26 protein-coding genes are annotated in these 25,358 nt (G+C 45.3%); 10 read left to right on the top strand and 16 right to left on the bottom strand.

Going from position 1 to position 25,358, the window contains the following annotated elements; genetic code table 11:
- Positions 1-61: 61 nt before the first annotated feature.
- The 3 genes from clpX to tig form a co-directional block, all read right to left on the bottom strand.
- A complete protein-coding gene (gene clpX, locus FE785_RS05315) occupies positions 62-1,321 on the bottom strand; it encodes an ATP-dependent Clp protease ATP-binding subunit ClpX (RefSeq protein WP_138564770.1) in 1,260 nt (419 codons plus the stop codon).
- A 10-nt stretch (positions 1,322-1,331) separates the two neighbouring features.
- Complete coding sequence (gene clpP, locus FE785_RS05310; protein ID WP_138564769.1) at positions 1,332-1,931, bottom strand: ATP-dependent Clp endopeptidase proteolytic subunit ClpP; 600 nt, start codon at positions 1,929-1,931, stop codon at positions 1,332-1,334.
- Between the two features lie 210 nt (positions 1,932-2,141).
- On the bottom strand, positions 2,142-3,461 hold the full coding sequence (gene tig, locus FE785_RS05305; protein WP_138564768.1) for a trigger factor: 1,320 nt from the start codon (positions 3,459-3,461) through the stop codon (positions 2,142-2,144).
- A gap of 322 nt (positions 3,462-3,783) precedes the next feature.
- On the opposite strand from tig, the gene FE785_RS05300 reads away from it, so the two are divergent.
- A complete protein-coding gene (locus FE785_RS05300) occupies positions 3,784-3,987 on the top strand; it encodes a YgaP family membrane protein (RefSeq protein ID WP_138564767.1) in 204 nt (67 codons plus the stop codon).
- A gap of 87 nt (positions 3,988-4,074) precedes the next feature.
- On the opposite strand, the gene FE785_RS05295 is transcribed toward FE785_RS05300, so the two are convergent.
- The 5 genes from FE785_RS05295 to FE785_RS05275 form a co-directional block, all read right to left on the bottom strand.
- A complete protein-coding gene (locus tag FE785_RS05295; protein WP_138564766.1) occupies positions 4,075-4,959 on the bottom strand; it encodes a hypothetical protein in 885 nt (294 codons plus the stop codon).
- 20 nt (positions 4,960-4,979) lie between these two features.
- Positions 4,980-5,654 carry a glutathione S-transferase family protein gene (locus FE785_RS05290; RefSeq protein WP_138564765.1) on the bottom strand — a complete coding sequence of 225 codons (675 nt, stop codon included), beginning with the start codon at positions 5,652-5,654 and terminating at the stop codon, positions 4,980-4,982.
- 189 nt (positions 5,655-5,843) lie between these two features.
- The gene (locus FE785_RS05285) at positions 5,844-6,101 is read right to left on the bottom strand and encodes a YfhL family 4Fe-4S dicluster ferredoxin (RefSeq protein ID WP_138564764.1); all 258 of its coding nucleotides are present in this window, start codon (positions 6,099-6,101) and stop codon (positions 5,844-5,846) included.
- 6 nt (positions 6,102-6,107) lie between these two features.
- A complete protein-coding gene (gene trhP / locus FE785_RS05280) occupies positions 6,108-7,664 on the bottom strand; it encodes a prephenate-dependent tRNA uridine(34) hydroxylase TrhP (protein WP_138564763.1) in 1,557 nt (518 codons plus the stop codon).
- Positions 7,665-7,745: 81 nt separating this feature from the next.
- Positions 7,746-8,255 (bottom strand): DNA-deoxyinosine glycosylase, encoded by a 510-nt coding sequence (locus FE785_RS05275; protein WP_138564762.1) that lies wholly within the window; start codon positions 8,253-8,255, stop codon positions 7,746-7,748.
- Positions 8,256-8,480: 225 nt separating this feature from the next.
- Between FE785_RS05275 and ppsA the strand changes: the two genes are divergently transcribed.
- The gene (gene ppsA, locus FE785_RS05270) at positions 8,481-10,898 is read left to right on the top strand and encodes a phosphoenolpyruvate synthase (RefSeq protein ID WP_138564761.1); all 2,418 of its coding nucleotides are present in this window, start codon (positions 8,481-8,483) and stop codon (positions 10,896-10,898) included.
- 45 nt (positions 10,899-10,943) lie between these two features.
- On the top strand, positions 10,944-11,354 hold the full coding sequence (locus FE785_RS05265; RefSeq protein WP_138564760.1) for a rhodanese-like domain-containing protein: 411 nt from the start codon (positions 10,944-10,946) through the stop codon (positions 11,352-11,354).
- Between the two features lie 59 nt (positions 11,355-11,413).
- Here the strand turns inward: FE785_RS05265 and FE785_RS05260 are convergent, their stop codons facing one another.
- The 3 genes from FE785_RS05260 to FE785_RS05250 form a co-directional block, all read right to left on the bottom strand.
- Positions 11,414-12,733, bottom strand: coding sequence for an NAD(P)/FAD-dependent oxidoreductase (locus FE785_RS05260; RefSeq protein ID WP_138564759.1), 1,320 nt, complete (start codon positions 12,731-12,733; stop codon positions 11,414-11,416).
- A gap of 198 nt (positions 12,734-12,931) precedes the next feature.
- Positions 12,932-14,305: a 30S ribosomal protein S12 methylthiotransferase RimO gene (gene rimO, locus FE785_RS05255; RefSeq protein ID WP_138564758.1), complete on the bottom strand. Its 1,374-nt coding sequence runs from the start codon at positions 14,303-14,305 to the stop codon at positions 12,932-12,934.
- A 94-nt stretch (positions 14,306-14,399) separates the two neighbouring features.
- A complete protein-coding gene (locus tag FE785_RS05250) occupies positions 14,400-14,639 on the bottom strand; it encodes a hypothetical protein (protein ID WP_138564757.1) in 240 nt (79 codons plus the stop codon).
- 305 nt (positions 14,640-14,944) lie between these two features.
- On the opposite strand from FE785_RS05250, the gene FE785_RS05245 reads away from it, so the two are divergent.
- Positions 14,945-16,618: an ABC transporter permease gene (locus tag FE785_RS05245; protein ID WP_238696391.1), complete on the top strand. Its 1,674-nt coding sequence runs from the start codon at positions 14,945-14,947 to the stop codon at positions 16,616-16,618.
- Positions 16,611-17,657, top strand: a complete 1,047-nt coding sequence (locus tag FE785_RS05240; RefSeq protein WP_138564756.1) for an ABC transporter ATP-binding protein — start codon at positions 16,611-16,613, stop codon at positions 17,655-17,657. Before FE785_RS05245 ends, FE785_RS05240 begins: the two co-directional genes overlap by 8 nt.
- Before the next feature lie 71 nt (positions 17,658-17,728).
- Here FE785_RS05240 and FE785_RS05235 read toward each other — a convergent pair whose 3' ends face one another.
- Both FE785_RS05235 and FE785_RS05230 read right to left on the bottom strand, forming a co-directional pair.
- A complete protein-coding gene (locus FE785_RS05235; protein ID WP_138564755.1) occupies positions 17,729-18,583 on the bottom strand; it encodes a hypothetical protein in 855 nt (284 codons plus the stop codon).
- 116 nt (positions 18,584-18,699) lie between these two features.
- Positions 18,700-19,122 carry a CopD family protein gene (locus tag FE785_RS05230; protein WP_138564754.1) on the bottom strand — a complete coding sequence of 141 codons (423 nt, stop codon included), beginning with the start codon at positions 19,120-19,122 and terminating at the stop codon, positions 18,700-18,702.
- A gap of 86 nt (positions 19,123-19,208) precedes the next feature.
- Between FE785_RS05230 and FE785_RS05225 the strand changes: the two genes are divergently transcribed.
- Complete coding sequence (locus FE785_RS05225) at positions 19,209-19,691, top strand: FKBP-type peptidyl-prolyl cis-trans isomerase (RefSeq protein WP_138564753.1); 483 nt, start codon at positions 19,209-19,211, stop codon at positions 19,689-19,691.
- 92 nt (positions 19,692-19,783) lie between these two features.
- Positions 19,784-20,263: an FKBP-type peptidyl-prolyl cis-trans isomerase gene (locus tag FE785_RS05220; RefSeq protein ID WP_138564752.1), complete on the top strand. Its 480-nt coding sequence runs from the start codon at positions 19,784-19,786 to the stop codon at positions 20,261-20,263.
- Positions 20,264-20,344: 81 nt separating this feature from the next.
- On the opposite strand, the gene FE785_RS05215 is transcribed toward FE785_RS05220, so the two are convergent.
- Positions 20,345-20,797: a YcgN family cysteine cluster protein gene (locus tag FE785_RS05215; protein ID WP_138564751.1), complete on the bottom strand. Its 453-nt coding sequence runs from the start codon at positions 20,795-20,797 to the stop codon at positions 20,345-20,347.
- Positions 20,798-20,823: 26 nt separating this feature from the next.
- The gene (locus FE785_RS05210; protein WP_138564750.1) at positions 20,824-21,513 is read right to left on the bottom strand and encodes a TIGR01621 family pseudouridine synthase; all 690 of its coding nucleotides are present in this window, start codon (positions 21,511-21,513) and stop codon (positions 20,824-20,826) included.
- 914 nt (positions 21,514-22,427) lie between these two features.
- Here FE785_RS05210 and FE785_RS05205 point away from each other — a divergent pair.
- Positions 22,428-22,880: a hypothetical protein gene (locus FE785_RS05205; protein ID WP_238696384.1), complete on the top strand. Its 453-nt coding sequence runs from the start codon at positions 22,428-22,430 to the stop codon at positions 22,878-22,880.
- Between the two features lie 128 nt (positions 22,881-23,008).
- On the opposite strand, the gene FE785_RS05200 is transcribed toward FE785_RS05205, so the two are convergent.
- Complete coding sequence (locus FE785_RS05200) at positions 23,009-23,917, bottom strand: LysR family transcriptional regulator (RefSeq protein WP_138564749.1); 909 nt, start codon at positions 23,915-23,917, stop codon at positions 23,009-23,011.
- 166 nt (positions 23,918-24,083) lie between these two features.
- On the opposite strand from FE785_RS05200, the gene FE785_RS05195 reads away from it, so the two are divergent.
- Both FE785_RS05195 and FE785_RS05190 read left to right on the top strand, forming a co-directional pair.
- The gene (locus tag FE785_RS05195) at positions 24,084-24,485 is read left to right on the top strand and encodes a DoxX family protein (protein ID WP_202978331.1); all 402 of its coding nucleotides are present in this window, start codon (positions 24,084-24,086) and stop codon (positions 24,483-24,485) included.
- A 20-nt stretch (positions 24,486-24,505) separates the two neighbouring features.
- A complete protein-coding gene (locus FE785_RS05190) occupies positions 24,506-25,345 on the top strand; it encodes a pirin family protein (RefSeq protein ID WP_138564748.1) in 840 nt (279 codons plus the stop codon).
- Positions 25,346-25,358 lie beyond the last annotated feature (13 nt).

The following is a 25,358-nucleotide window of genomic DNA, read 5'->3' as shown; positions in this document are numbered from 1 at the left end:
AAAAAACCCAGCATATAGCTGGGTTTAAAAACAGAATTTTGTTTTTTTACTTAAACGCTAGCTATTCGCTTGACGCCATTTTGCTCTGTTCATCTTCATAAACAAACAATGGCGACTTTTTACCTTGAATCACTGCTTTATTAATAACGACCTTATCGACATTTTTCAAGCTTGGCAGATCATACATCGTATCAAGCAACAACTGCTCCAAGATTGAACGCAGTCCACGAGCCCCTGTTTTACGCTCGATTGCCATATGAGCGATTTCTTCCAAAGCATCTTTGCGGAACTGTAATTCAGCGCCTTCCAACTCAAACATTTTCTGGAACTGCTTGACCAAGGCATTTTTCGGCTCGGTCAAAATCTGAATCAAAGCGGCTTCATCCAGTTCTTCCAAAGCGGCAATCATCGGCAAACGCCCGACAAATTCCGGAATAAGACCAAACTTGATCAAATCTTCCGGCTCAATCTTCTGGAATTTCTCGGTAATAGTCGCCTTCTCGTCCTTGGTTTTCACCTCGGCTGAGAAACCGATACCGATATTGGTCTCGGTACGCTGGTCGATAATCTTGTCCAGACCTTCAAAAGCACCACCGACGATAAACAGGATCTTTGAGGTATCGACCTGAATCATGTCCTGATTAGGATGCTTGCGTCCACCTTGTGGCGGAACCGATGCCATGGTGCCTTCAATCAGCTTCAACAGCGCTTGCTGCACACCTTCACCGGAAACATCACGAGTGATCGATGGGTTTTCCGACTTACGGGTGATCTTATCGATCTCATCGATATAGATAATACCGCGTTCGGCTTTTTCCGGATCATTATCACAACGCTGTAACAACTTTAACACAATGCTCTCGACGTCTTCACCGACATAACCGGCTTCGGTCAATGTCGTCGCATCGGCAATCGCAAAAGGCACATCCAATAGACGTGCTAGGGTCTGTGCCAACAATGTCTTCCCGGAACCGGTCGGCCCGATTAACAGAATGTTACTTTTGGTCAACTCAACATCATCTTTGACGTGTGCTTGCTGCAAACGCTTATAATGGTTGTATACCGCAACAGACAATACTTTTTTGGCATTGAACTGGCCGATGACATAGTCATCGAGAATCGCACTAATTTCATGCGGAGTCGGTAAGTTCTCCAACTCGAACTGACCAATGTCCTCTTCACCAAACTCTTCATGCAAAATATCGTTACACAGTTCGACACACTCATCGCAGATATAGACCGATGGCCCGGCGATCAGCTTTCTTACTTCGTCTTGCTCCTTACCGCAAAACGAACAATATAGGTTTTTATCTTCACTCATTCGTACTGCCTTAACGATTGGTTAACACTTTATCAATTAAACCATAATCACACGCCTGTTGCGCGCTCATAAAGTTATCTCGGTCGGTATCACGTTCGATGGTTTCAATATCCTGACCAGTATGATCGGCTAACGCCTGATTCAATTTCTCTTTAATCTGTAAAATTTCCTGCGCATGAATCTGAATATCACTCGCCTGCCCTTGGAAACCACCTAATGGCTGGTGAATCATCACACGTGAATTCGGTAACGCGAAACGCTTGCCTTTGGCACCGGCAGACAGTAGGAAAGATCCCATGCTTGCCGCTTGACCAATACACATGGTGCTCACATCAGGCTTGATAAAACGCATGGTGTCATAAATCGCCATACCCGCTGTTACACTACCACCTGGAGAGTTGATATACAGATGTATATCTTTTTCCGGGTTCTCTGACTCTAAAAACAGCATTTGCGCAACAATCAGGTTGGCCATATGATCCTCAACAGGTCCCACCATAAAAATCACGCGCTCTTTTAAAAGTCTGGAATATATGTCATAAGAGCGTTCACCACGGCTGGTCTGTTCGATTACCATTGGTACAAGTGCGTTTTCAATCATGCTATCCATATCCTGCTGGGTTTCCTATTTTATTTATTTTTTCATAATTCGGACTTCACTGGCAAAGTCTCTATAGGGGTATATTAGCCTTTTCCGAGGCAAAAAAAAACTTAACCCCGAGGACAAGTTTGAATTTTATCCTCGGGGCTAAGTTTATTTGCGGAATGACTGACTTTCAAAGCCGGGTCATTAGCAGGCAAAAGCACTTTAAATTAAGGCTTATGCTCCTTGTTGAGTATTGATGACATCATCAAATGACTTCTTCACTTCTTTCACTTTCGCTTCAGAGATGATTTTTTCAGCCACTTTGTTTTCTACCAATACCGCACGGATTTCAGATCGTGCACCTGGGTTTTTCGCATACCAGTCGATCACTTCTTTAGGATCTTCATAAGAAGAAGCCTGTTCAGAAATAAACGCTTCAACATCTTCGTTAGACGCTTCAAGATTATTCGCCTTGATGATATCTCCGATAATCAAACCAAGCTTAACACGCTGACGCGCTTCGTCTTCAAAATGGCTTGATTCGATATTAACGTCTTCCGCTTTCATTCCTTGCTGCTGAAGGTTCTGCACAGTGCGATCCATCAAGCTCTTAACTTCCTGATCAACTAAGGCTTTTGGCAATTCAACATCAACAACAGTCTGAACTGCTTCCATCGCTGCATTACGGTTATGAGCATCTACGGCACGCTTAAGCTCTTTTTCCATACTGTCTTTGATTTCTGTTTTAAGTGCTTCTTCAGTACCTGCTTCGATACCGAATGACTGAACAAACTCTTCATCAATTTCAGGAAGAACCTTAGTAGAGATAGAGTGAACCGTTACATCGAAAGTTGCCGCTTTACCTTTTAGGTTTTCAGCATGGTAATCTTCCGGGAAAGATACTTCGATAACTTTCTCTTCACCTTTTTTCATACCAATGATTCCATCTTCGAAACCAGGAATCATACGACCAGAACCTAGTTCTAGAGGAACGTTTTCAGCCGAACCGCCGTCAAACGCTTCACCGTCGATCTTACCTAGGAAGTCGATAATGACCTGCTCACCTTTCTTAGCTTTTTTCGCCGCACTCTTAGACGGTTTCCAAGCCATACGCTGTTCGCGTAGACGATCAATCATTTTGGTGACATCGGCATCAGTTACTTCTGCAGTGATGGTTTCCATCTTCACACCGCTGAATTCAGGCAAAGTAATCTGAGGGTAAACTTCAAAACGTGCTGTGAAAGTTACTTCACCGTCTTTGTCGTCTAGGTTTTCAAATACTGGGTAACCCGCTACCTGAATACCTTCTTGTTCTGTTGCATCATAAAACGCTTTTTGTAGCGCCTGACCCATGATTTCTTGCTGAACCTGAGCTCCGTGACGTTGTTTTACGACATTAAGTGGTACTTTACCAGGACGGAAACCATCCATTTTTACAGTACGACGAATTTCGTTCAAACGCTTGTTTACATCAGCTGTCATATTGTCTGATGGGAACGATACGGTCATTTTATGTTCAAGACCTTGTTCTGGTTTTTCTACAGTTACTTGCATGTTCAAATCTCAAAGTTCGATTATTGAAAGGGTCAATCAAGTCGGCGTTCAGTTACGCGACTCAATCGCTAAAAATTAGAGTCAGGATTATACGGATTTCAACGGAATATTTAAAGTAAAACCTATATTTTTGAATAAAAACAATAACAAATAACCTCTTTTCTACAAAAAACGCTATCTAACTATCGATTTTAAAAACTTGTTTAATTATATAAAAGTGCTAGAATCCACAGTCAAAATATTAATGTTTTCTTATATTTGGCTAAGAAACGTCATTTTGAATACATTAAAACGACACGGTTAATTAACAAGGATGTTTATTATGGCAATTGAAAGAATTGTAATGTTGGTTGCAGGTTTTATGGTTTTGGCAAGCGCGCTATTAAGCGTATACCACGCGCCGGAATGGTTATACCTGACTGGTTTCGTTGGTGTGAACCTGATGTTTTCAGCAATGACTGGTTTCTGCCCAATGGTTATTTTCTTGCGTAAATTCGGCTTCAAACACGGCGCCGCTTTTCGCTAAACAGCAAAACCGATAACGCCAAAAAACGCCTGCAGGCCTATGCTCGCAGGCGTTTTTTTTATTTTTAGCGTAAAACTTCGCAATAAACTAATCTTTACCATAAGCATCGAGACGCTTGAACCAACCGGTCAACCATCGCTGCTCAGCTCTATGTTTCGGCGCCAATTCAACCCGCCGTTGCAGACGCGCCTTGGCCGCATCGATAAATTTTTGCAAAAGCACGCGGTTGCTTAAGCCATCAATATCTATCGACGTCATCTGTTCCAAGACCGAAAACAAGCCCCACTGCTCCCCTTGATACTGTTCTTGGCTATTGCCGATACCTTTGAAATTGACATAGTCAATCAACGCAAAACGCCCTTGCTTGAAACTCAGCATTCGCTCGATAATCGCGTTATAACGCAATCGTTGCCGAGGCCGCAGCGACGGCCTTTGTAAACCGCTAGCGACACGCTGGGTAAACTGATCGACAATAAACGCCCCCTGCCAACGTCGGCTTGCTAACAACCAATCCCTAAGCTGTCGCATCTGCAGCGAATCCGACTGCTGATCAAATTCGGCTTTGTTACGCCAAGGGGCAACAAAAGGCTTCAATTCGGCAAGCCACTTTGGTGGCGCCTGATACTGGCTCACATAGGCTACCATTTGCGGAAAAGTCTGTTGGTAAATCTGCTCCTGCCCCTGTCTATACCAGATAAAATGCCCAATACCAAAAGAGGGAAACTCCTCCGCCTGGCTCCAATAGGTCAGGTACTTCGGGTTTGAAGCACATTCATTCTGATAAACCCTATCCGCAACCCACTGCTGCTCACTCTCACTTAAGGGCGCAAGTGTAAGCGGTTTTATTGCAGAATTTGCCGGCGGTTGCGCTTTGGCTGCATTGAAACAGCCTGCTGCTAACAAAGCAGCGCACAGCATGACCAGGTTTTGTTTATTGAGATAGCCAATTGACAGGTTTTTTATCGGTCTCATTAATATCCAGTATTGATTGACTAAAGGGTATTATCATCAAGCAACTTAGCGATATAACCATCGGCTTTGACAATAGAGTCTTTAAATATCTGCTCGAACTCTTCCACCACCGACTGCTGCACGCAATCCAAAGCCAATAAATTATCCACCCAACGGCTCAGGTTCGGACAATCCTGCAGCAGCTCCATACCGGATAATTCGGAGATATATCTATAACGCATAAATAAAGGCGCATAGGCCGCATCAATCAGCGCGAAGTCTTTACCGTTAAAATAACTCTGCCCGCTGTGAGCATTTTCCAATTGCATAAACTTGGCGCGCAGCTGATCGGCCTTTTCTTGGAACACCTTCTCCGACTTGGCATGACTCCAGCCATACTGCAACATAAACAGTTCCCCCCCAAAGCTGATCCATGCCCGGTTTTTGGCTTTTTGCAACGGATCCGATGGATGCAGACTCGGTGGCGTGACTTCATCAACATACTCTTGAATGACCGAGGATTCAAACAACACCTCATCGGCAACCTTCAATAAAGGCACCTGTCCCAAAGGTGAGATTTCTTTAAACCAATCCGGCGGATTGGAAAGATCAACATAACTGATATCGAACTCGACCGATTTATAAAGCAGCACAATCACCGCACGCTGCACAAAAGGACAAAGCTTGAAACTGATTAATTGCATTTTCTTTGCCATTGCAAACTCCTCTAACAGCACTAAATTGTAATAACTCCATCTTATCCCAAATAACGATAAACAAAAGCCCCTCACCATCAAGATAAGTAATTTCTAGCAATAAACTCTATTGATACATGGCGAATCGATAAAACCCGGCTATAAAAAAACCGCCCTGAGGCGGTTTCTACTTAACAAGTAATAAGCAAATCAAATTTTGTCTTCATGGACCAGCTTTTGAAACTTCTGGTAAAGCGTGTCCTTATCTTCGACCCGATCCGGGTCGGTGATAATGACGTCAATCGGACAGACGCTGATACAGGTCGGATTATCATAAAAGCCGACACATTCGGTGCATAAATCCGGATTGATTTCATAGACTTTTTCGCCCATTGAAATCGCCGTATTCGGGCATTCCGGTTCACACATGTCGCAATTGATGCAACCTTCTAGAATCTTTAAAGCCATGCGTTATTACCCGGCTGCCGACTCTTTAGCGGCTGAACGATTAACAGCATCTTTGGCTTCTTGTTCTTGTTTGACTTTACGTGCCGCCGCATCACGTTTGACGTCTCCGCCCCATGATTCGTTACGCATCACCAAACCAAACATCAAAGTCTCGCGATCCAGATCCTTAAACGGATTCGGGATTCGTACCAACCAGCCGGAACCTTTAGCACAATCAACCACTTCATCGTGATGGGTCTGCATATGATCCAATACCATGGAGACATTGCCTGCCGGGCTCATGATTTCAATCGAGTCACCAACGCAGAACTTGTTTTTCACATCTATTTCCAGCATCGAACGGCCATCGCGCTCAACAATATCAACCACCTCACCGACAAAACGCTGACGCTCTGATTTCGAGACACCGTATTCGTAGTTCTGGTACTCGGAATGCACGTGACGACGCAAGAAACCTTCGGTGTAACCACGGCTTGCCAGGCTTTCCAGGTCGTCCAACAAACTGCGGTCAAACTCTTTACCGGCTAAGGCATCGTCAATCGCCTTACGATACACCTGTGCGGTACGCGCCACATAATAATGCGACTTGGTGCGCCCTTCGATCTTCAACGAGTGCACCCCCATATCAACCAATTCAGGAATCAACTCGACCGCACGCAGGTCTTTCGAGTTCATAATATAGGTGCCATGCTCGTCTTCAAACGCCGGCATCAATTCACCCGGACGACCTTCTTCTTCCAGCAACAAGACTTCATCGGTGGTTTCACCAATGCCAAGTGTAGGTTCTGCCGCTTCTGGCACATTGCTCGCCACTTCCGGTGCGGCGCGATCGGTGGTACCGGTTAAATCGGTAATATTGGCCACATCCACTCTTGGTGTGCCCACGACATCACCGGTGACATCTTCTTTGGCTTCATAGGTGTTGTAGTTCCAACGACATGCATTGGTACAGGTTCCCTGGTTGGCGTCACGTTTATTGATATAACCGGATAACAGGCAACGCCCTGAATAAGCGATACATAACGCCCCGTGGACAAACACTTCCAGCTCCATTTCCGGTACTTTTTCGCGGATTTCGCGAATCTCGGCAATCGACAATTCACGCGACAGCACCACACGGCGCACGCCATTGTTGTACCAGAACTTGACCGTCGCCCAGTTCACCGCATTGGACTGCACCGACAAGTGGATTTCCTGTTCAGGATACTGTTCGTGCACCATCGCGATCAGCCCCGGATCGGACATAATCAACGCATCCGGTTTCATCGCGATAACCGGCGCAATGTCTTTCATATAGGTATTGACCTTGGAGTTATGCGCGGCGATATTTGATACCACATAAAACTTCTTGCCCAATTCGTGAGCGCGGTTAATCCCCTTTTCCAAGTTCTCTAAATCGAATTCATTATTTCGGACACGCAGACTGTAACGTGGCTGACCGGCGTAAACCGCATCGGCACCATAGGCAAAGGCGTATTCCATATTTTTTAAAGTTCCCGCAGGGGATAAAAGTTCTGAAACAACCGCAGGGTCGTTTGAGACATTATGGCTGTCTGCTTTCAAGGCAAATCTCCCAAAATAATGAATTGTAAGAACAGGTTAACGCCGACTTTATTTCATGACGTAAACAAGAAACGCGGTATTTTACACCAAACCAGATAATTTTTCTTGCCAAAACAACTGTTTATCTGCAAATTTTAATGCCGCGTTGGCCGGACTGGTCGACGGCAAGACAATCAGCTCTAAATCTTCGGGAAGATGCTGTTTTTTGATGACATGACGCTGAAACAATTGGGCGGCTTTCTGCCCGTTGAATACCACGGTTCTAATCTGCGGATATTGTCTGAACAACCACTCGAAATCATTCGCTTGCGGTGTTTTGATATCACTGTCCAAACTACCCTGACGCTGACAATGATCGAGCACATCCCAAAGAACCAGCTTAGCCTGTTTTACCAAGTTAACCTTATCCTCGATCGAATCCACCGGACAATTGGTTAAATGATGCATTATCGGCCAGAACGCATTTCTTGGATGCGCATAATAAAAAGCCTCTTTTAATGAGACCACACTCGGCATGGTTCCCAAAACCATCCAGGTAGGATTCTCCGCACAGATTGGCTCAAAGCCTTGGCAAAAACTCGTGTCAGACATCTTATCACTTAATTTTTTAATCTCCGCATATTGTAGCGCCCTACTTTATTGGAAAAAACCTGATTTCACTCAAGATAATTGAAAACGATTTAAAAACACCGAAACTTTGTTTTACAGCTCAACCAATTAACCGCTAAACTAGATTTATCCGGTAATCGTTTTACGGCGTTTTACCGATACTTACTTTGAGCCTATTTTAAATCATCAAGCTAGCGAGGCATTGATATGGCACAAATGCAATACATCCGTTTTTTCAATGAAATCGGTATTGAAGACATCCCTTTGGTGGGTGGAAAAAACGCCTCCTTAGGTGAAATGTATCAAGCACTCACACCCCAAGGCATATTGGTGCCGAATGGTTTTGCCATTACCGCTGAAGCCTACTTTGCCTTAATCAAAGAAAATCAGCTTGAAGACGATTTGCATCGCATTCTTGACCCGCTTGATGCCGATGACGTCACCGCGCTCGCGGCAAGCGGCAACGAGATTCGCCATTTAATTTTCAATGCCAGGTTACCGGACAAGCTGGAAGCGGAAATCATTCAGGCTTACCAGCAATTAACCGAACAGTTTGATAGCGACATCAGCTTGGCGATTCGCAGCTCGGCAACGGCCGAAGATTTACCCACCGCCAGTTTCGCCGGTCAACAGGACACTTATCTTAACGTGCAGGGTGAAAGTGCTTTAATCAATGCCTGCAAACGCTGTTTTGCCAGCCTTTTCACCGACCGCGCGATCCACTATCGTTTTGATAACGGCTTTGATCATTTCTCGGTAGGCCTGTCTATCGGTGTGCAAAAAATGGTACGTTCCGATTTGGCCTGTTCCGGGGTGATGTTCTCGATTGATACCGAAAGCGGTTTTAAAGACGCCGCCTTTATCACCGGCGCCTACGGCCTGGGAGAAAACGTGGTCCAAGGCGCAGTGGAACCGGATGAATTCTATATTCACAAACCGACCTTCAAACAAGGCTTTAGAGCCATATTCAAAAAACACCTGGGGAATAAGAAAATCAAAATGGTGTATTCCAAAGACACCACTAAAAATCCGGTTGTGAATATCGCCACCGCACCCGCGGAGCAACAGCAATTCTGTCTTGCCGAACATGAGGTTTTACAACTTGCCGATTATGCGATACGCATTGAAGACTATTACTCCGACAAAGCCGGTAAACCCAAGCCGATGGATATGGAATGGGCCAAAGACGGCATTGACGGCAAACTCTATATTGTCCAGGCTCGTCCGGAAACCGTCGCCTCACAGCAGTCACACAATCTATTACACAGCTATCAGATTGATGTGCCTAAACAAACCGAAGTGCTGACCACCGGACGCAGTGTTGGCCAAAAAATCGCTCAGGGTCAAGCGCATGTGATTGCCAGCGCCAACAACATTCATGATTTTAAGGCTGGCGAAGTGTTGGTATCGGACATCACCACCCCTGATTGGGAGCCGATTATGAAAATCGCCTCGGCGATCATCACCAACCGTGGCGGACGCACCTGTCATGCCGCGATTATTGCCCGTGAACTGGGAATACCGGCGATTGTCGGTTGCGGTAATGCCACAGAAACCCTGCATAACAACCCTTTTGTCACCGTATCCTGTGCCGAAGGGGAAACTGGCAAGGTCTATTCAGGTAAGATCCCTTATCAAGTGACGCAAACCGACTTAAGCAACCTGCCAGAGACTAAAACCCAGCTGATGCTCAATATCGCCAATCCGGATTTGGCGTTTCAAACCAGTTTTTTACCCAATCAGGGTGTCGGACTGGCCAGAATGGAGTTTATTATCAATAACTTTATTAAAGCCCACCCGATGGCTTTATTAAAACCGTATCAGATAGACGACAACGAGATTCGCGCCCAAATCGAACAGCTGACTGAGCGCTATGCCAATGGCGGCGATTTTTTTGTCGAACGCCTCGCTTCGGGAATAGCCACTTTATGCGCCGCCTTCTATCCAAAACCGGTGGTGATTCGTTTGTCCGATTTCAAATCGAATGAATACGCCAGCCTATTGGGCGGCCAGTTTTTTGAACCCAAAGAAGAGAATCCAATGATCGGTTTTCGCGGTGCATCACGTTATATCTCGAAACAATTTGCCGAAGCATTTGAATTGGAGTGCAAAGCGATTCGCCAAGTTCGCGAACAGATGGGCTTTAGCAACCTAGTAATCATGATTCCATTTGTGCGCCGTGTCGAAGAAGCCAAACAAGTGATCAGCACCTTGGCGCAAAACGGCCTGCGTCGTGGCGAAAACGGCCTAAAAATCTACATGATGTGCGAAATCCCTAATAATGTTTTATTGATTGATGAATTCGCCCCTTACTTTGATGGCATCTCCATCGGCACCAATGACTTGACTCAACTGGTTTTGGGGGTGGATAGGGATTCCGAACTGGTGGCGGAAAATTATGACGAACGCAATAACGGCGTGAAAAAAATGCTGCAATGGGCAATTGAAGGTGCCAAACGCAACAACCTGCATACCAGCGTCTGCGGTCAGGCACCGTCCGACTACCCGGAAATGGCAAAATTCTTGGTCAACTTAGGTGTCGATTCTTTAAGCCTCAACCCGGACAGTATTCTGACCACTCAACAGATGCTGCTAGAGTTCGAAAAGATGACCGGTCACGACTGATTTTACCCTAGGTTTCAAATCGTCTGTTTCAAATTGGAGGTTGTTATGAATACGACACAATTATCACCAAACCCGTTTTTAAAAAATGCGCTGATCTTCACAAGCTTTTTAGTATTCAGCCTGTTTTTGCAATTGGCCATCGCCGATAACCACGCTGGCGAAAAACCGAGTATGGATGACACACAAGCGGTTTGGCTCGATGTACGCAATGCGGACGAATATGCCGCTGATCACATCAAAGGCGATTTGAATATCCCCATTGATCAACTGCTTGATGACATCGGCTATTACATCAGCGATAAAAACACACCGATTAAAGTCTATTGCCAGCTTGGTAAACGTGCCAAACGGGCAACCGATCGTTTACTGGAAAACGGTTACACCGATGTCGAATGCATCGGTACGATTGATCAAGCAAGAGAACGTCGCGGCATGATGACCGAGCCTAACGAATAAGGCATTTTCCAAGCGCCGCAATAAAATCTTGCAGCCTGATAATTGGCTTGTGCGGCCAATCAGTAAAGCTTTAATTTGGGTTTAATGCGCTTTTGAATACTTGAAGCCAACATCATAATCAAGGTTTTAAAGCCGCCGTGCAATGCATGCTGATGCTGTCGATACAGACTGATATAAGCCCAGTGGGCGATTTTGCCTTCGATAAACCAGTTTTTATGAAACAGGTCATCAAGCAAGTTGCCCAAAGTTTGAAAACGGCTCAATGAAACCAGGGTGCCGTGATCGTGATAGACAAATGGCTTTAATGCACGGCGATTCTCATCGATACAGGCAATAAGGTTATCGCCACACAACTTAGCCTGTTGACTGGCCGCTTGCGCCGTGGCCGGAACAGGACGCTCATTTGCCCCCATTATCGAGGCGCAATCGCCTAGCGCGAAAATATTACTGCATCCTTGTACCAACAGGCTTTGTTGGCAAACCAGTTGATTGATTCGATTCGTCGGCAAACCGAGCTTATTAAGAAATTCCGGTGCCTTCACTCCTGCCGCCCAAACCAGAATATCGGCATTGATTCTTTGCTCGCCTTCAGCCTGCTGAGTCACTAAGCAGTTCTCTTCAATCGCTTTAACCTGCACATTGGTCAATACGTCAACCCCCTGTTTAAACAAGGTCTTTTGCGCTTTCAGGGCGATTTCTGCAGGCAACACCGGTAAAATCCGATCGGTCGCTTCAACCAGCGTAACCCTTAGGCTTTGATGATGGATCTTACGGATACCTACCTGCTCAAAACGATCCACCGCATTATAGAGTTCCGCGGCCAATTCGACTCCGGTGGCTCCGCCGCCGACAATGGCGATATGCACCGGCTGATTGGAACTACCCAACTGACCGGCCTGGGCTTCGGAAAATTGCAGAAAACGGTTAAGAAACGTCAGATGTAAGTCTTCTGCCTCAGGGGCGGAATCCAGACGGAAACAGTGTTCTTTGACACCCGAGATGCCAAAATCATTACACTGCGAACCGACCGCGATAACAAGATAATCATAGGAGATCTGGCGTGATTCAAGGATCTGTTTGCCATGATGGTCAAACTGAGGTTCTAGCACCACCTTCTGCCTGTCCTGATCAATCGAAGCCAAACGACCGAGACGGAAATCGTAGTGGTTGTCGGCACTGTGGGCACGATAACTCAATGATTCCATGCCGGTATCAAAAGAACCGGCAACCACCTCATGCAATAAGGGTTTCCAGACATGCACCCGGTTCTGATCAAGCAGCGTAATATGCGCCAGCTTTTGTTTGCCTAGAGTATTGCCAAGCCTGGTCGCCAACTCCAAACCGCCGGCACCACCACCGACTATTAAAATTCTTTGCATATCAATCTCCTAGCTTGGATTAATATCATCGAAACATTAATAGACTACCGTGATTTAATCATAATGAAAAGGCTTAAAGGTTATTTGAAGAGATAAAAAAAGGAGCTTAAAAGCTCCTTTTGAGAGGCATCGTGCAAGAGCACCAATTTATTGCTTGCGAGAACCTGGCTCGACAATCCTGTTCGACTAATAATTCAATTAACCCAGCTCAACATAAGAGTTTTCCTGTGGCTCAAACTCTTCGATGGTTTTCGCCCAAAGGTCATATTCATCGGCACCAATGATCTCAACCTTGACGAACTGCCCTGGCTGCAGATGGAAAGCGTCATCAATAAACACCATACCATCGATTTCCGGTGCATCGGCCATGGAACGCGCGACCGCACCCTTATCGTCAATTTCATCGATCAGAACCTGCATGACCTGACCCACTTTGGCTTGCATTTTTGCCGCACTGATCTGCTGCTGCAACTTCATAAAGTGATCAAAACGCTCTTGCTTGATATCATCCGGTACCTGCTCGGCGATCTCGTTAGCAGTGGCCCCTTCTACCGGTGAATACTGGAAGCAACCGACACGATCCAATTGCGCCGCTTCGATAAAATCGAGTAAGTCTTGGAATTCTTCCTCGGTTTCGCCCGGGAAACCGACAATAAAGGTCGAACGAATCGTCAGGTTCGGTACCATCTCACGCCATTTATTGATGCGTTCCAGTGTCTTTTCGACATTCCCGGGACGTTTCATCGCTTTGAGTACCCGAGGGTTAGCGTGCTGTAACGGCATATCCAGATAAGGCAGGATTTTGCCTTCGGCCATTAGAGGAATCACTTCCTCAACATTTGGATAAGGATAAACATAGTGTAAACGGACCCAGAATTCATCAACGCCACCTAGCTCGCCCAAGGCTTCGGATAAACCGACCATTGAGGTTTTGGTTGGACGACCTTCGGCAAATTCCATTTTATATTGGGTATCGACACCATAGGCAGCCGTATCCTGAGAGACCACCAGCAGCTCTTTTACCCCCGCCTCTTTTAGACGTTTCGCTTCGGAAATCACCTCACTGACCGGACGACTTACCAAATCACCGCGCATTGACGGAATAATGCAGAAGGTACAACGGTGATTACATCCCTCCGAGATTTTCAGATACGCAAAATGCTTAGGGGTCAGCTTAATGCCTTGCGGTGGCACCAAATCAACAAAAGGGTTATGACTAGGCGGCTCGACCACATTATGAACGGCGCTCAAGACTTCTTCGTAAGCCGCTGGACCGGAAACGGCCAGAACCTTTGGATGCACATCAAGGATCTGCTGTTCTTTGGCACCTAAACAACCGGTAACGATTACCTTACCGTTTTCCTGCAAAGCCTCACCGATAGTATCCAAAGATTCCTGCACCGCGCTATCGATAAAACCACAGGTATTGACGATAACGGTATCGGCATCCTGATAGCTATTGGTCAACTGGTATCCTTCAGTACGTAACTGCGTCAAGATACGCTCACTATCAACGGTCGCTTTCGGGCAACCAAGACTAATAACTCCAACGGTAGGCTGGCGAATAGACATAATAATTTACTCCAAAATTCTGCTGGCGCTATTCTACCCTATTCACCTGTCAACACCCAGCCTAAGCGCAAAATTAGATGACAAATAAAACGCTTCAATTAATAGTGTTTACAGACCGTTTTAACAACGAAATCGGAATGGCCTGCTCAATCTTGTTTGAATGGCAGTGCTCTCGCCACTGACAATGCTGGCAGCTTTCCTGTTTACAAAGCTGTAAACAAAAGTTTCGCACCTGTTGTTTTGAATCATGATCCAAGCACTGCAATTGATGCGCATTGATCTGACCGGTTTGCATCAGCTCAAATAACAAGTTGTCATCAATCTCTATCTTCATCTCCTGCCCCTTTTTATCAATTAGCTCAGAAAAAGCGTTAAATTTTCGTGATTTGATCAAAAATTCTATAATATCAACTTGTAAATAACAATTATTATCATTTACAATAGCATTGTTTTTATAACAACCAGATTGACAATATAAATTGACTAGCTAAGCCTTTGCGTTTAAACCTTTTCCGGACAGGATTCTATGATTTTTGCCATACAAGCCTTTTTTTCGTTGGCCTTCGCTGCCGCTTGCTCAATGAATAGCCCCCATAGCCGAGCAAAATATAACAGACCAAAAGACAAAGGTTGCCAAACATGGCTTTGACTTTAAAGCTTAGACAAACTTTACAGCAGCCGACGATGAAATTATTGATAAACCCTTGGTTTATGGCGACCTTGCTGATTACCCTGTTGTTAACCACACCTTTATGGGTATTGTTGAGCTTTTTATTTGAACCGACCAATGCCAATTGGGCGCATCTTGCCGACACCCTGCTACCGGATTATATTATCAACTCGCTCTGGCTGATGTTTGGCGTGACCATCGGTGCCTTGCTTCTAGGTGTGCCCAGTGCGTGGTTAATCAGTCAGTACCAGTTTCCGGGTAAAGATGTTTTTCACTGGGCGCTGTTATTGCCGCTGGCGATGCCAGCCTATATCATTGCCTATACCTATACCGGCCTACTTGAATTCGAAGGACCTGTGCAAAGTTATTTACGCCAGTTTTTTGCCGCGCAGACCGTTACCAGCTGGTTTCCCGAGGTGCGCTCATTAGGTGGCGCGGTTGTCATGTTCTCTTTAGTACTCTATCCTTATGTCTATCTACTGGCTCGTGCCGCCTTTGCCGCCAACGGGCAACAACTTATGAATGCCAGCCGCACCTTGGGGTGCGGACCTTATCAAAGCTTTTTCAAAGTGGCATTGCCGATGGCGCGCCCTGCGATCATTGCCGGCCTAACTCTGGCATTAATGGAGACTCTGGCCGATTTCGGTACCGTGCAGCATTTTGGGGTGGACACTTTCACTACCGGTATCTACCGGACTTGGACCGGATTTGGCGACACCACCACTACGGCTCAACTGTCACTGCTACTGCTCGGTTTTGTCTTGACCTTAATGCTGGTTGAACACTGGTCACGCAAAAAAGCGCAGTACTTTAGCCAGGGACGCAAAAGCAATGATAACAGCTTAAATGTCCTTAACGGACGCCAGGCTCTTATCGCAATCCTGATCTGTAGCATGCCGATTCTGTTCGGTTTCATCGTGCCTGGATTGCAACTGCTTTACTGGGCATTTACTACCGCAGAATACGGTCTAAACAGTGAGTTTATCGGTTTAATCTGGAACAGCTTCTATCTGGCTTTCATCACCGCAAGCTTAACTCTGTTACTGGCCTTGATGCTTGCCTATGCCAATCGTTTGGCGAATCATAAAGCGGTTGCCGGTATTAGCCGTTTTGCCACACTCGGTTACTCGATTCCAGGTGTGGTGATTGCCGTTGCGGTCATTATTCCGTTGGCAGGCTTGGATCAATTGATCAATAAATGGACTATGGCGCAATTTGATTATCAGGTTGGCTTGATTCTATCCGGCACCTTATTCGCGTTGGTATTCGCCTATATGTTCCGTTTCTTATCCGTGGCTTTGCAAAGCGTTGATGCCGGGCTCAAACAGGTCAAACCATCGCTGGAAAATTCGGCACGAACACTTGGTGCAAGCCGTTGGCGAATTATCAGACAGATTCATTTTCCATTACTGCAAACCAGCCTTATCAGTGCTTTTATTTTGGTATTTGTCGAAGTACTGAAAGAACTGCCGACAACCTTGATTCTCAGACCCTTCAATTTTAATACATTATCGGTAAGAGCTTATGAGATGGCTTCTGATGAACGTCTCGCCGATGCCGGTTTACCGGCACTACTGATAGTCGCTACCGGGATTATCCCGGTCATTTTATTGAGTAAACTAATTGGAAAACCACATGGCTGAACTCAGTTTAAAAAACATCAAAAGTGCCTATGATGGCGTACAGGTTTTAAAAGACATTAGCCTGCACCTCAAATCCGGAGAGATTGGCTGCTTGCTAGGGCCTAGTGGTTGCGGCAAAACCACCTTATTGATGAGTATCGCCGGATTACAGCCGATCAGTGACGGCGAAATCTGCTTTAGCGACACCTGTATAGCGACCAGCCACTATCAACTTGATCCGGAGTATCGCGATATCGGCATGGTGTTTCAGGACTATGCTTTATTTCCTCACCTCACGGTCAGGCAAAATATCGCATTCGGTATCAGTAAACTATCAAAAAAACTGCAAAATGAACGCATCAACGAGCTACTTAACCTGATTGGCTTGCCCGATGTGGGAGAGCGTTATCCGCATGAACTTTCCGGCGGCCAACAACAACGTATCGCCCTGGCTCGTGCCTTAGCACCGAAACCCAAGGCTTTATTGCTTGATGAGCCGTTTTCCGGACTGGATATCGAATTGCGCGAATCCTTGGCTTATGAACTGCGCAATATCCTCAAGGCCGAGCAGATCACTGCTTTAATGGTTACCCATAATCAAAATGAGGCTTTTGCATTGGCCGATTTTGTCGGCGTAATGAAAGACGGTAAATTATTACAATGGGATACACCTTACAACCTGTACCATAAACCGGCGCATCCGTTTATTGCCGACTTTGTCGGTCAGGGCGTATTAATCTCAGGGTTAGTCTGTGATTGTCATCAAGTGCATACCGAACTCGGTTTATTGAATGCACACCTGCCTTTCGGTGCCAAAACCGGTGATGAGGTTGCGGTACTGGTGCGACCGGATGATATTCTGCATGATGATGACAGCGAATGGAAACTTGAAGTGGTTAACCGCGCTTTTCGCGGTTCACACTTTTTGTTCACCTTGAAATTACCGAATGGCGAACGTGCTTTGTGCATGAGTCAATCCCACCATGACCATAAAGTCGGTTCGAAAATCGGCATTAAACTGGAAATGGATCACGCGATCGTTTTTCCGATTATCAAATAAAAAAACGGCTGATTAAAACAAAAAAACCGCACTGCTGCGGTTTTTTTATCGCTGAATTCTGCAACCACTAGTTAAAAGCTATAAGCCACCTGCATGGTATAGGTTGTTTCAGAATCATCGACATTATCAAGGTATTCGAACTTACCTTCAAAATTATCACTAAACTGCTGACTTAGACCAAACAGACGGTATCTCTTGGCATCGCCGCCACGTTGAATACCTGCGGCTGCCGTCATAAAACCGAAGTCGTAAGCCATTTCAGAACTCAATCTTGGTTCGACCTCACCTGCCATATTGGTGTATTGACTCATAATCACAAATTGTGAGATTCCAGCTTCTACACCTGCTGAAAAAGACGTCTCGCCATCCACCGAAACCCAACTGGCGTGAAATAATGCATTATCTGCTGGCACATAATCAAGGCTCACGCCATAAAGGTCACCAAATTGATTATCGCCGGTTTGCGTGTAGTCGTTATCAGGTGTTGTGGTATAGATGCTGTAAGCCAGATTGTTCAGCGATCCACTGAATTGCGCCCCCACTCCAACAGGCTCTTCCAAAGTCACAGGATCAGAAATCATAAAGCTGTCACCCATGGTGAATGGCACAGTCATCTTACCCAGACTCAACACACCGGCACCAAGATTGGCGTTGATGACCGCCCGATCAATACCTACACCGGTATGCGCATCGGTTCCCAAAGATTCATCAAGCAAAACCAACTCTGCATCAAAAGTGTTGTTGATCTTGGCAAGAAAACCGATCTCAACAGTATCAATCGCACCTTGAGCATCATTGCTTTCAACTTGTGACAAGGATGCTTCGATCAGTCCATTCACCTGAATATCTTCTATGGCATAAGCATTAGCAGAGAGCATCGCACCCATCAGCACGGCTGAGGCAACACGCTTTAGTTTATATTTCATATACCCACCTCTTTTATGAAAAGCATAATTTATTGCAGGCGCTATTATGCCCGCACCGCAAACAAATGTAAATGATATCTATTATTATTTGCATTCAATATTCATTTCGCTACAAATCAAATGGGTTTAACCACCACCATTATCAGAATAACCGTGGCAAACAGCAATGGAATCTCATTCGCCCAACGATAATAAACGCCACTGTGGTCAAGTTGCCCCTGCTGCATTTCCAACATCCTTGCCCTCGCCCAATAATGATAAGCGATCAACAACAGCACAAACAATAACTTGACGTGCAACCAACCCATACCCTCTGCAATCGGAAAATAAGCCAACCAAAGCCATAAACCACTTGCTAGAGTGAGCCACATCATAATGGTCATAAACTTATAGAGTTTAAGCGCCATTATCGCCAAACGACTGACATCCTGACCGGCTTCTTTGCCTTCAACAAAATGGACAAAAATTCGCGGCAGATAAAAAATTCCCGCCATCCAAGACATCATAAATAAAATATGAATTGTCTTAATCCACAACATGCGTACCACCCTCCTAGGCTTTAGTGCTGAAAATAATCTTAATTAAAGTATGATAACGTTTTTACCAATAAAAAAGACGGACACTTATGAAAATTGCAGACAATAGCGTAGCGTTAATCCACTTTGAGTTAAGCGATTCAAATGGCGACTTAATTGAAAAAACCGATAACGAGCCTATGGCTTATCTGCACGGTCACCATAACTTGATCCCAGGCTTGGAAAAAGCCTTAAACGGCAAGCAAGCCGGTGATGAATTTACCATCACAATCGAATCGGAAGAAGCCTACGGTCCGGTTCAAGAAAACCTGATTCAAGACAATGTACCTAAAGCGATGTTTCAAGGCGTTGACAACTTAGAAGTGGGTATGCGTTTTGAAGCCCAATCCGCAGAAGGGTTTCACTCGGTTGTCATTACCGACGTACAGGAAAACACTGTCACCGTCGACGGCAACCATGAATTTGCCGGTAAAGACCTGACTTTCGCCATTCAAGTGGTTGAGGTGCGTGAAGCCAGTGCAGAAGAATTGGAGCACGGCCATGCTCACGGTGTTGGCGGTCATCATCATTAATCTGTGTCGTTGATGGCAAAAGCACTGCAAGAGTTAACTTGAAACGTTATCATAGCCAAGACATTTTAAATTTTAAAATCTAGGAATCTATAATGAGCATCCAAAAAGACAAAGTGGCGCTAATCGAATATGTATTAACTGATGAAACCGGCGAGCAAATCGATGCATCCAATGGTAATCCGCTGGCTTACCTGCACGGTCACAACAATCTCATTCCAGGTTTGGAATCAGAATTGGAAGGCAAAAACGTCAGCGATAAGTTCAAAGCGACTATTGCCGCTGCCGACGCATACGGAGATCGTGTTGATGCGTTGGTGCAAACCGTACCAAGCTCAATGTTCCAGGGCGTTGATAACCTTGAAGTGGGTATGCGTTTTGAAGCCCAGTCTGAACAAGGCATGCACTCAGTAGAAATCACGGCTATTGACGGTGACCAGGTAACCGTTGATGGCAATCACCCGCTTGCCGGCATGGATTTGACTTTTGACGTCGAAGTTATCGGTTTACGTGATGCTACCGAAGATGAGCTGGCTCACGGTCACGCTCATGGTGATGGCGGCGTCCAGCACTAATTAAAGGCTTGGGCATCTTGCCAATCAAAAAAGCCCGCTAGATGCGGGCTTTTTTATGCCAAGAAAATTTTAAAAACCAAATTAACAAGGCTTTTCCATAATATAGTCTTCATAATCAAGATCGCCTGAATCGACCACCACAGCAATCGCCTTCAAGCTGATATTGGCATTAACAATCGCCTCGCTATTGCCGGCAACCAGCGGATGCCAATCGGCCAAACCTTGACCACGATAGATCATACGATAAGCACAGGTATCGGGTAACCAATCAAACTCGGCGACACGCTCACGCGTTAAAGGCACACAAGTCGGTACATTGCTGGAACGGTTGGAATAATCGGTGCATTGTGCGGTTTTGGGATCCGAATAACTGCAGACAACGCGAGTATAGACGATCTCTTCGGTCTCTTCGTCCTGCAACTTGGTCAGGCAACACAGACCGCAACCGTCGCATAAGGACTCCCATTCTTGCTGGGTCATCTCATCAAGGGTTTTCGTCTGCCAGAACGGCTGTTTAGCACCTGTATCATCCATAAAAAATACCGTAAATTCCATTCATCTTAATCAAACAACGACCAGACATCCTGTTGCGAAGTCAACCACTGTTGAAATTCAGCCGTTAAAAAACGCTCACCCTGCTTTGGTACGGATCTGAAGTCAAAATGCTCATTAGCATAATCAAACGCCAGGGCGTAGGCATGCAGATAACCGCGCTGATCAAGGCTTGCCTGCTCCAGGTTGGCATAGCGCCTATCGCCAAAAATAGGTACCGATAAAGACTTTAACGCGACTCGTAATTGATGAGTACGCCCCGTCAAGGGTTTTAACAGATACAGACGCTCCCCGGGCCTCAAAGCAAACGATTTAAAACGAGTTAGCGCAGGATTATTCTGGCTCGGAATCAATTTCCAACTGCCACGCCGTGCAGGTTGCATATCACCTTTGACCCAGCCCTGTTTCTTTTTCGGTTTATTTCCGGCCATCGCCAGATAGAGTTTATCGATCTGGCGTGCGCTAAACTGGGTTTGAAAATAGTTGGCCGCTTTTTTATTTAAAGCCACCAATAATAATCCCGATGTCATCTTATCGAGTCTATGCACGGCAAACAATTGCACATCTTGCTCACCCTCTGCTTGTAATTGCGCCTCTAACTGAGCAATCACACCAGCACCCTGCTCACTATGAAAACTCATCGATTCGGGCTTATCAATCACCAAAAAATCCGTATGTCGGTAAATAATCTCTATCATAAACAGCTAACTAAAAACTCCTGCCATCGACTGATTCAGTGATTGTAAAACGCACGAGGACTTTAGTGTCACTCCTCCTCTGACGATCCGTCCAATCTCTGCCACCGGCATAACGCTTGCGGATCGCGATTGGCTTAAAATGATGTCGGCAACGCAATTGTTTGGACCATTCGTCACCTTGCAAAACCGGCGATTTTAAAGCCTTGTGAAAAGAGGGCAAAGACGCGCTGAACACAAAAAAAACATATCGCGTATTCTACTCTTAATTCAACCAAGGATTGTGCGAATTGACAGGATTGTTCTTCGGGTTTTGCCCTTAAGGTAAACTGGCAAACCCTCTTTTGCCTAACGGCACAGTCAGACTAAGCTAAAACCCTGACACTCTGTGTAGGCTGGAGGACTGAAAGCAGAATGGACAGCGCCTTAGTATTTCTCTATTTTAATAAACGGCTAACGCATCTTTGACAATTCAAAGGTGCGTCTTATTCGTCTGCACAAGGTGAATTTAACCAAGCATTCACCTGTTTCAACAATTATTGCGCAATGGCAACCTGTTGCACAAATTAGAGCTAATCAAACGCCTTGATGAACTGCGCCCAAAGCAGTGACAGTTTTTCGACTTTTTTGTGGTTTAACTGATTTTTCAACACCACCAACACAATTCAAAAAATAAAAAAACATAAAAAATAAACATTAGATTACAACAAGTTAAAAAAACAACCTAAATGCATACATTAAACAATTAGGCGCATTAAACTCAAAGCTGGCACACCCTTTGATATATCACTGATAAACAAGCTTTTTATTTGCTAAAACAAGCTCAAACCGTCATTTTTTTGGCACCAGAAAAATGACTTTACAGCTTTTACATACAATTTTTAAAGTTCAATAACCTGCTTATCAGGAGCTAAATTATGGCCAGAATGAATACCACCGAAAAAGTGCAAACCTGTCTGGACTTTATTGACCAGCGTTTGGAAAATCAAGCCGAGCAAACCATTCGTATTGCCGAGCTTATTATAGAAGATATCAAAAACTTAACCGCCGGTTATCATCAAGCGATGCGTAATGGCAATCTAAAAGAGCATTCCGAGCTAGTCAGGCAAACACAGTTAAACTGGGTCAATCAACTGCATGATATTATTCTCGAGCAATCCAATCGCGATCTAAGCGGTCAAGTCATTCAAGCTCTGCAGAAGTTTGTCAGCAACCTGAACCAGACGCAGATGCAACACCTGCATTTTGAATTGCCAAGCCCGGTCGCCAGAGAATACGATGCGCAATATCAATACCTCAGCCAGGAAGAGATTGAGTTATTGATGGGTCAGCAACGCCTGTTTCCCGATAACAATGACAGCATGCATTAAAAACTTTGGTTCGCGCAGTTATTGTCATCAGAAATCATCACATTATTTGTGATTACCATTGCCAAGCGGACGCAGTATCCGTTGACAGACGGTTATTGAAGGTCCGCACTCCCTACCCTCTCATTAATTCACTCGCCCTGCTGCCAAACGCGATACTCGGCAAAATAATCCAATAGATAATCGATAAACTTTCGCGCAATCGGTGATAGATAACGATTCTGCGGATAAACCGCATAACCATAGGTTTCAGGAATGGTGTAATCGGGCAACAGTTCAATCAAGTCATTAGCTTGTAGAGCCTGCCAACTGATAAATCTGGGCATCAATACATAACCGTGCCCTTTTACCGCCATCTTATGCAAGAATTCGCCATTATTGGATTGCAAACGCCCTTGCGGATAGATAATTTCCGACTGACCTTGCGGGTTAATCATCTCCAGCGCTTGCGAATCGGCAGATTGATAACGTAGATAGGGCTTATCGGCCAAATCCGCCAAACTGTTTATGTCACCTACTTTCTCCACAAAACTCGGGCTAGCGCAAAGCACAAAATCAATTGGCACAATACGTCTGGCTTGAATACTGGAATCGGCTAGCTGCCCGATACGAAAGGCGATATCAATACCCGATTCAACCAGATTCACTGTCTGATCAGACATCAAAACCTGCAATTCCAACTTAGGATATCGTTTAACGAACCCGTCTATCGCATCACTCATATGCAATAAACCAAACGATAACGGAATCGAAATCCTTAATTTGGTTTCGATAGACTCATTATCATCGTTAACCGCATCATTCAGCTCTTGAACCGAATCGACAACCTGCAACGCCTTTTCATAATAGAGTTTACCGGCATCGGTCAGATGAAATTTACGTGTCGTACGCTGTATCAGTTTTGTTTGCAAACGCTCTTCCAATTCCGATAAACGGCGACTTACCGCCGACTTGGCGATATTAAGCTGTTCAGCTGCCTTACTGATACTACCGGCATCCACCACACGAATAAAAACCTGAATGTCTTCCAACTGACCCATTAACCTATCCTGTCTTCCACTTTATTTGTTCTAAAAAAGAGAACACTCAGTTTGAATTTTGCCTATTTATTGTTGATATAGCAAGGAGTAATCTATAGCCATATTCAAGCTAAAGCACTAAAAGCAGTAATTTTATTATTCTTATTTCCTATTGGAGGAACACAGCATGAAACTGAACGAATTGTTACAAGCATCGATTTTTGCCCCTGTCGCCCGTATTATGCTGGCACTGATTTTTGTCATCGCCGGTTTTAACAAGATTTCAGGTTATGAAGGCACTCAAGGCTATATGTCAGCGATGGGGGTTATGCCTGAACTGCTTCCGGCGGTTATTTTTGTCGAGATTGTCGCGGGCTTGATGTTAATGGTTGGTTTTTGCACACGACTAGCTGCAGTGAGCCTTGCCGGGTTTACTTTATTGGCCGGTTTCTTGTTCCACTTCAATCTGGCCGATCAGATGCAATACATCCTATTTATGAAAAACATCGCAATTACCGGTGGTCTGTTAATGGTGGCGCATATGGGCGCTGGCGCTTGGTCAATTGATGCCAAACGCGATATGGCTTAATTAAATCCTTAGGAACAGCTATGTCTTTACGAACCCGAAAAATTCAACTCAAAACGCGTGGCATGCCCGCCTCTGATGGTGCGGGGGTGCGTTTAACCCGAATGATTGGCAGTCCGGAACTTAATTTTCTCGATCCGTTTTTGATGCTGGATCATTTTCAATCGGATAATCCGGATGATTACATTGCCGGCTTTCCCCCACATCCACACCGGGGCTTCGAAACGGTAACCTATATGCTTGCCGGCAAGATGCGCCACAAAGACAATCATGGTCATGAAGGCGTTATCGAACCAGGCGGCGTACAATGGATGACGGCCGGAAAAGGCATTATCCATTCTGAAATGCCGGAACAGGAAAACGGCCTGATGAGCGGTTTTCAGCTTTGGGTGAATTTACCCAGCCACGCCAAAATGACCGAACCGGGTTATCAGGAATACAAGCCGCAACAGCTGGTGACCGAATCCCGTGCAAGCGGCGAGGTTAGAGTGATCACCGGTAAAACCCAATATGGCAGCCAAGGCCCGGTTATTAATAACTTCATCAACCCACAAATGTTTGATGTGCAATTGGAATCGAATCAAAGCTTTATTGAGCCGATTCAAAGCGATGCATCGGCTTTTATCTATGTAATTGAAGGTCGTCTATTCATCGAAGACAGCCCAGCGTTGCAAGCTAATGAATTGGCGGTATTGGCCGATGGTGAACAGATTGACATCCGCACCGATGCAGACGGCGCACGATTTTTATATGTCAGCGCCTTGCCAATCAATGAACCGATTGCCAGAGGCGGGCCTTTTGTCATGAATACTCCTGAGGAAGTCGAACAGGCATTTTCCGACTATCGTCACGGAGCTTTCTAAATTAAGCGCTTTA

Source organism: Thiomicrorhabdus sediminis (genome assembly GCF_005885815.1).
Taxonomy (GTDB): Bacteria; Pseudomonadota; Gammaproteobacteria; order Thiomicrospirales; family Thiomicrospiraceae; genus Thiomicrorhabdus; species Thiomicrorhabdus sediminis.
This window is presented reverse-complemented; position numbering and strand designations above follow the sequence as displayed.

Excerpts from the sequence above, each read along its gene's own strand:
- FE785_RS05245 (WP_238696391.1), top strand. The coding sequence starts at position 14,945 with ATGGCTTTGACTTTAAAGCTTAGACAAACTTTACAGCAGCCGACGATG.
- FE785_RS05275 (WP_138564762.1), bottom strand. The coding sequence starts at position 8,255 with ATGTCTGACACGAGTTTTTGCCAAGGCTTTGAGCCAATCTGTGCGGAG.
- FE785_RS05260 (WP_138564759.1), bottom strand. The coding sequence starts at position 12,733 with ATGCAAAGAATTTTAATAGTCGGTGGTGGTGCCGGCGGTTTGGAGTTG.
- clpP (WP_138564769.1), bottom strand. The coding sequence starts at position 1,931 with ATGGATAGCATGATTGAAAACGCACTTGTACCAATGGTAATCGAACAG.
- FE785_RS05210 (WP_138564750.1), bottom strand. The coding sequence starts at position 21,513 with ATGATAGAGATTATTTACCGACATACGGATTTTTTGGTGATTGATAAG.
- ppsA (WP_138564761.1), top strand. The coding sequence starts at position 8,481 with ATGGCACAAATGCAATACATCCGTTTTTTCAATGAAATCGGTATTGAA.
- FE785_RS05285 (WP_138564764.1), bottom strand. The coding sequence starts at position 6,101 with ATGGCTTTAAAGATTCTAGAAGGTTGCATCAATTGCGACATGTGTGAA.
- clpX (WP_138564770.1), bottom strand. The coding sequence starts at position 1,321 with ATGAGTGAAGATAAAAACCTATATTGTTCGTTTTGCGGTAAGGAGCAA.
- FE785_RS05225 (WP_138564753.1), top strand. The coding sequence starts at position 19,209 with ATGAAAATTGCAGACAATAGCGTAGCGTTAATCCACTTTGAGTTAAGC.
- FE785_RS05195 (WP_202978331.1), top strand. The coding sequence starts at position 24,084 with ATGAAACTGAACGAATTGTTACAAGCATCGATTTTTGCCCCTGTCGCC.
- FE785_RS05295 (WP_138564766.1), bottom strand. The coding sequence starts at position 4,959 with ATGAGACCGATAAAAAACCTGTCAATTGGCTATCTCAATAAACAAAAC.
- FE785_RS05235 (WP_138564755.1), bottom strand. The coding sequence starts at position 18,583 with ATGAAATATAAACTAAAGCGTGTTGCCTCAGCCGTGCTGATGGGTGCG.
- FE785_RS05215 (WP_138564751.1), bottom strand. The coding sequence starts at position 20,797 with ATGGATGATACAGGTGCTAAACAGCCGTTCTGGCAGACGAAAACCCTT.
- rimO (WP_138564758.1), bottom strand. The coding sequence starts at position 14,305 with ATGTCTATTCGCCAGCCTACCGTTGGAGTTATTAGTCTTGGTTGCCCG.
- FE785_RS05300 (WP_138564767.1), top strand. The coding sequence starts at position 3,784 with ATGGCAATTGAAAGAATTGTAATGTTGGTTGCAGGTTTTATGGTTTTG.
- FE785_RS05200 (WP_138564749.1), bottom strand. The coding sequence starts at position 23,917 with ATGGGTCAGTTGGAAGACATTCAGGTTTTTATTCGTGTGGTGGATGCC.
- FE785_RS05240 (WP_138564756.1), top strand. The coding sequence starts at position 16,611 with ATGGCTGAACTCAGTTTAAAAAACATCAAAAGTGCCTATGATGGCGTA.
- FE785_RS05265 (WP_138564760.1), top strand. The coding sequence starts at position 10,944 with ATGAATACGACACAATTATCACCAAACCCGTTTTTAAAAAATGCGCTG.
- FE785_RS05205 (WP_238696384.1), top strand. The coding sequence starts at position 22,428 with ATGGCCAGAATGAATACCACCGAAAAAGTGCAAACCTGTCTGGACTTT.
- FE785_RS05190 (WP_138564748.1), top strand. The coding sequence starts at position 24,506 with ATGTCTTTACGAACCCGAAAAATTCAACTCAAAACGCGTGGCATGCCC.
- FE785_RS05250 (WP_138564757.1), bottom strand. The coding sequence starts at position 14,639 with ATGAAGATAGAGATTGATGACAACTTGTTATTTGAGCTGATGCAAACC.
- FE785_RS05290 (WP_138564765.1), bottom strand. The coding sequence starts at position 5,654 with ATGGCAAAGAAAATGCAATTAATCAGTTTCAAGCTTTGTCCTTTTGTG.
- tig (WP_138564768.1), bottom strand. The coding sequence starts at position 3,461 with ATGCAAGTAACTGTAGAAAAACCAGAACAAGGTCTTGAACATAAAATG.
- FE785_RS05230 (WP_138564754.1), bottom strand. The coding sequence starts at position 19,122 with ATGTTGTGGATTAAGACAATTCATATTTTATTTATGATGTCTTGGATG.
- FE785_RS05220 (WP_138564752.1), top strand. The coding sequence starts at position 19,784 with ATGAGCATCCAAAAAGACAAAGTGGCGCTAATCGAATATGTATTAACT.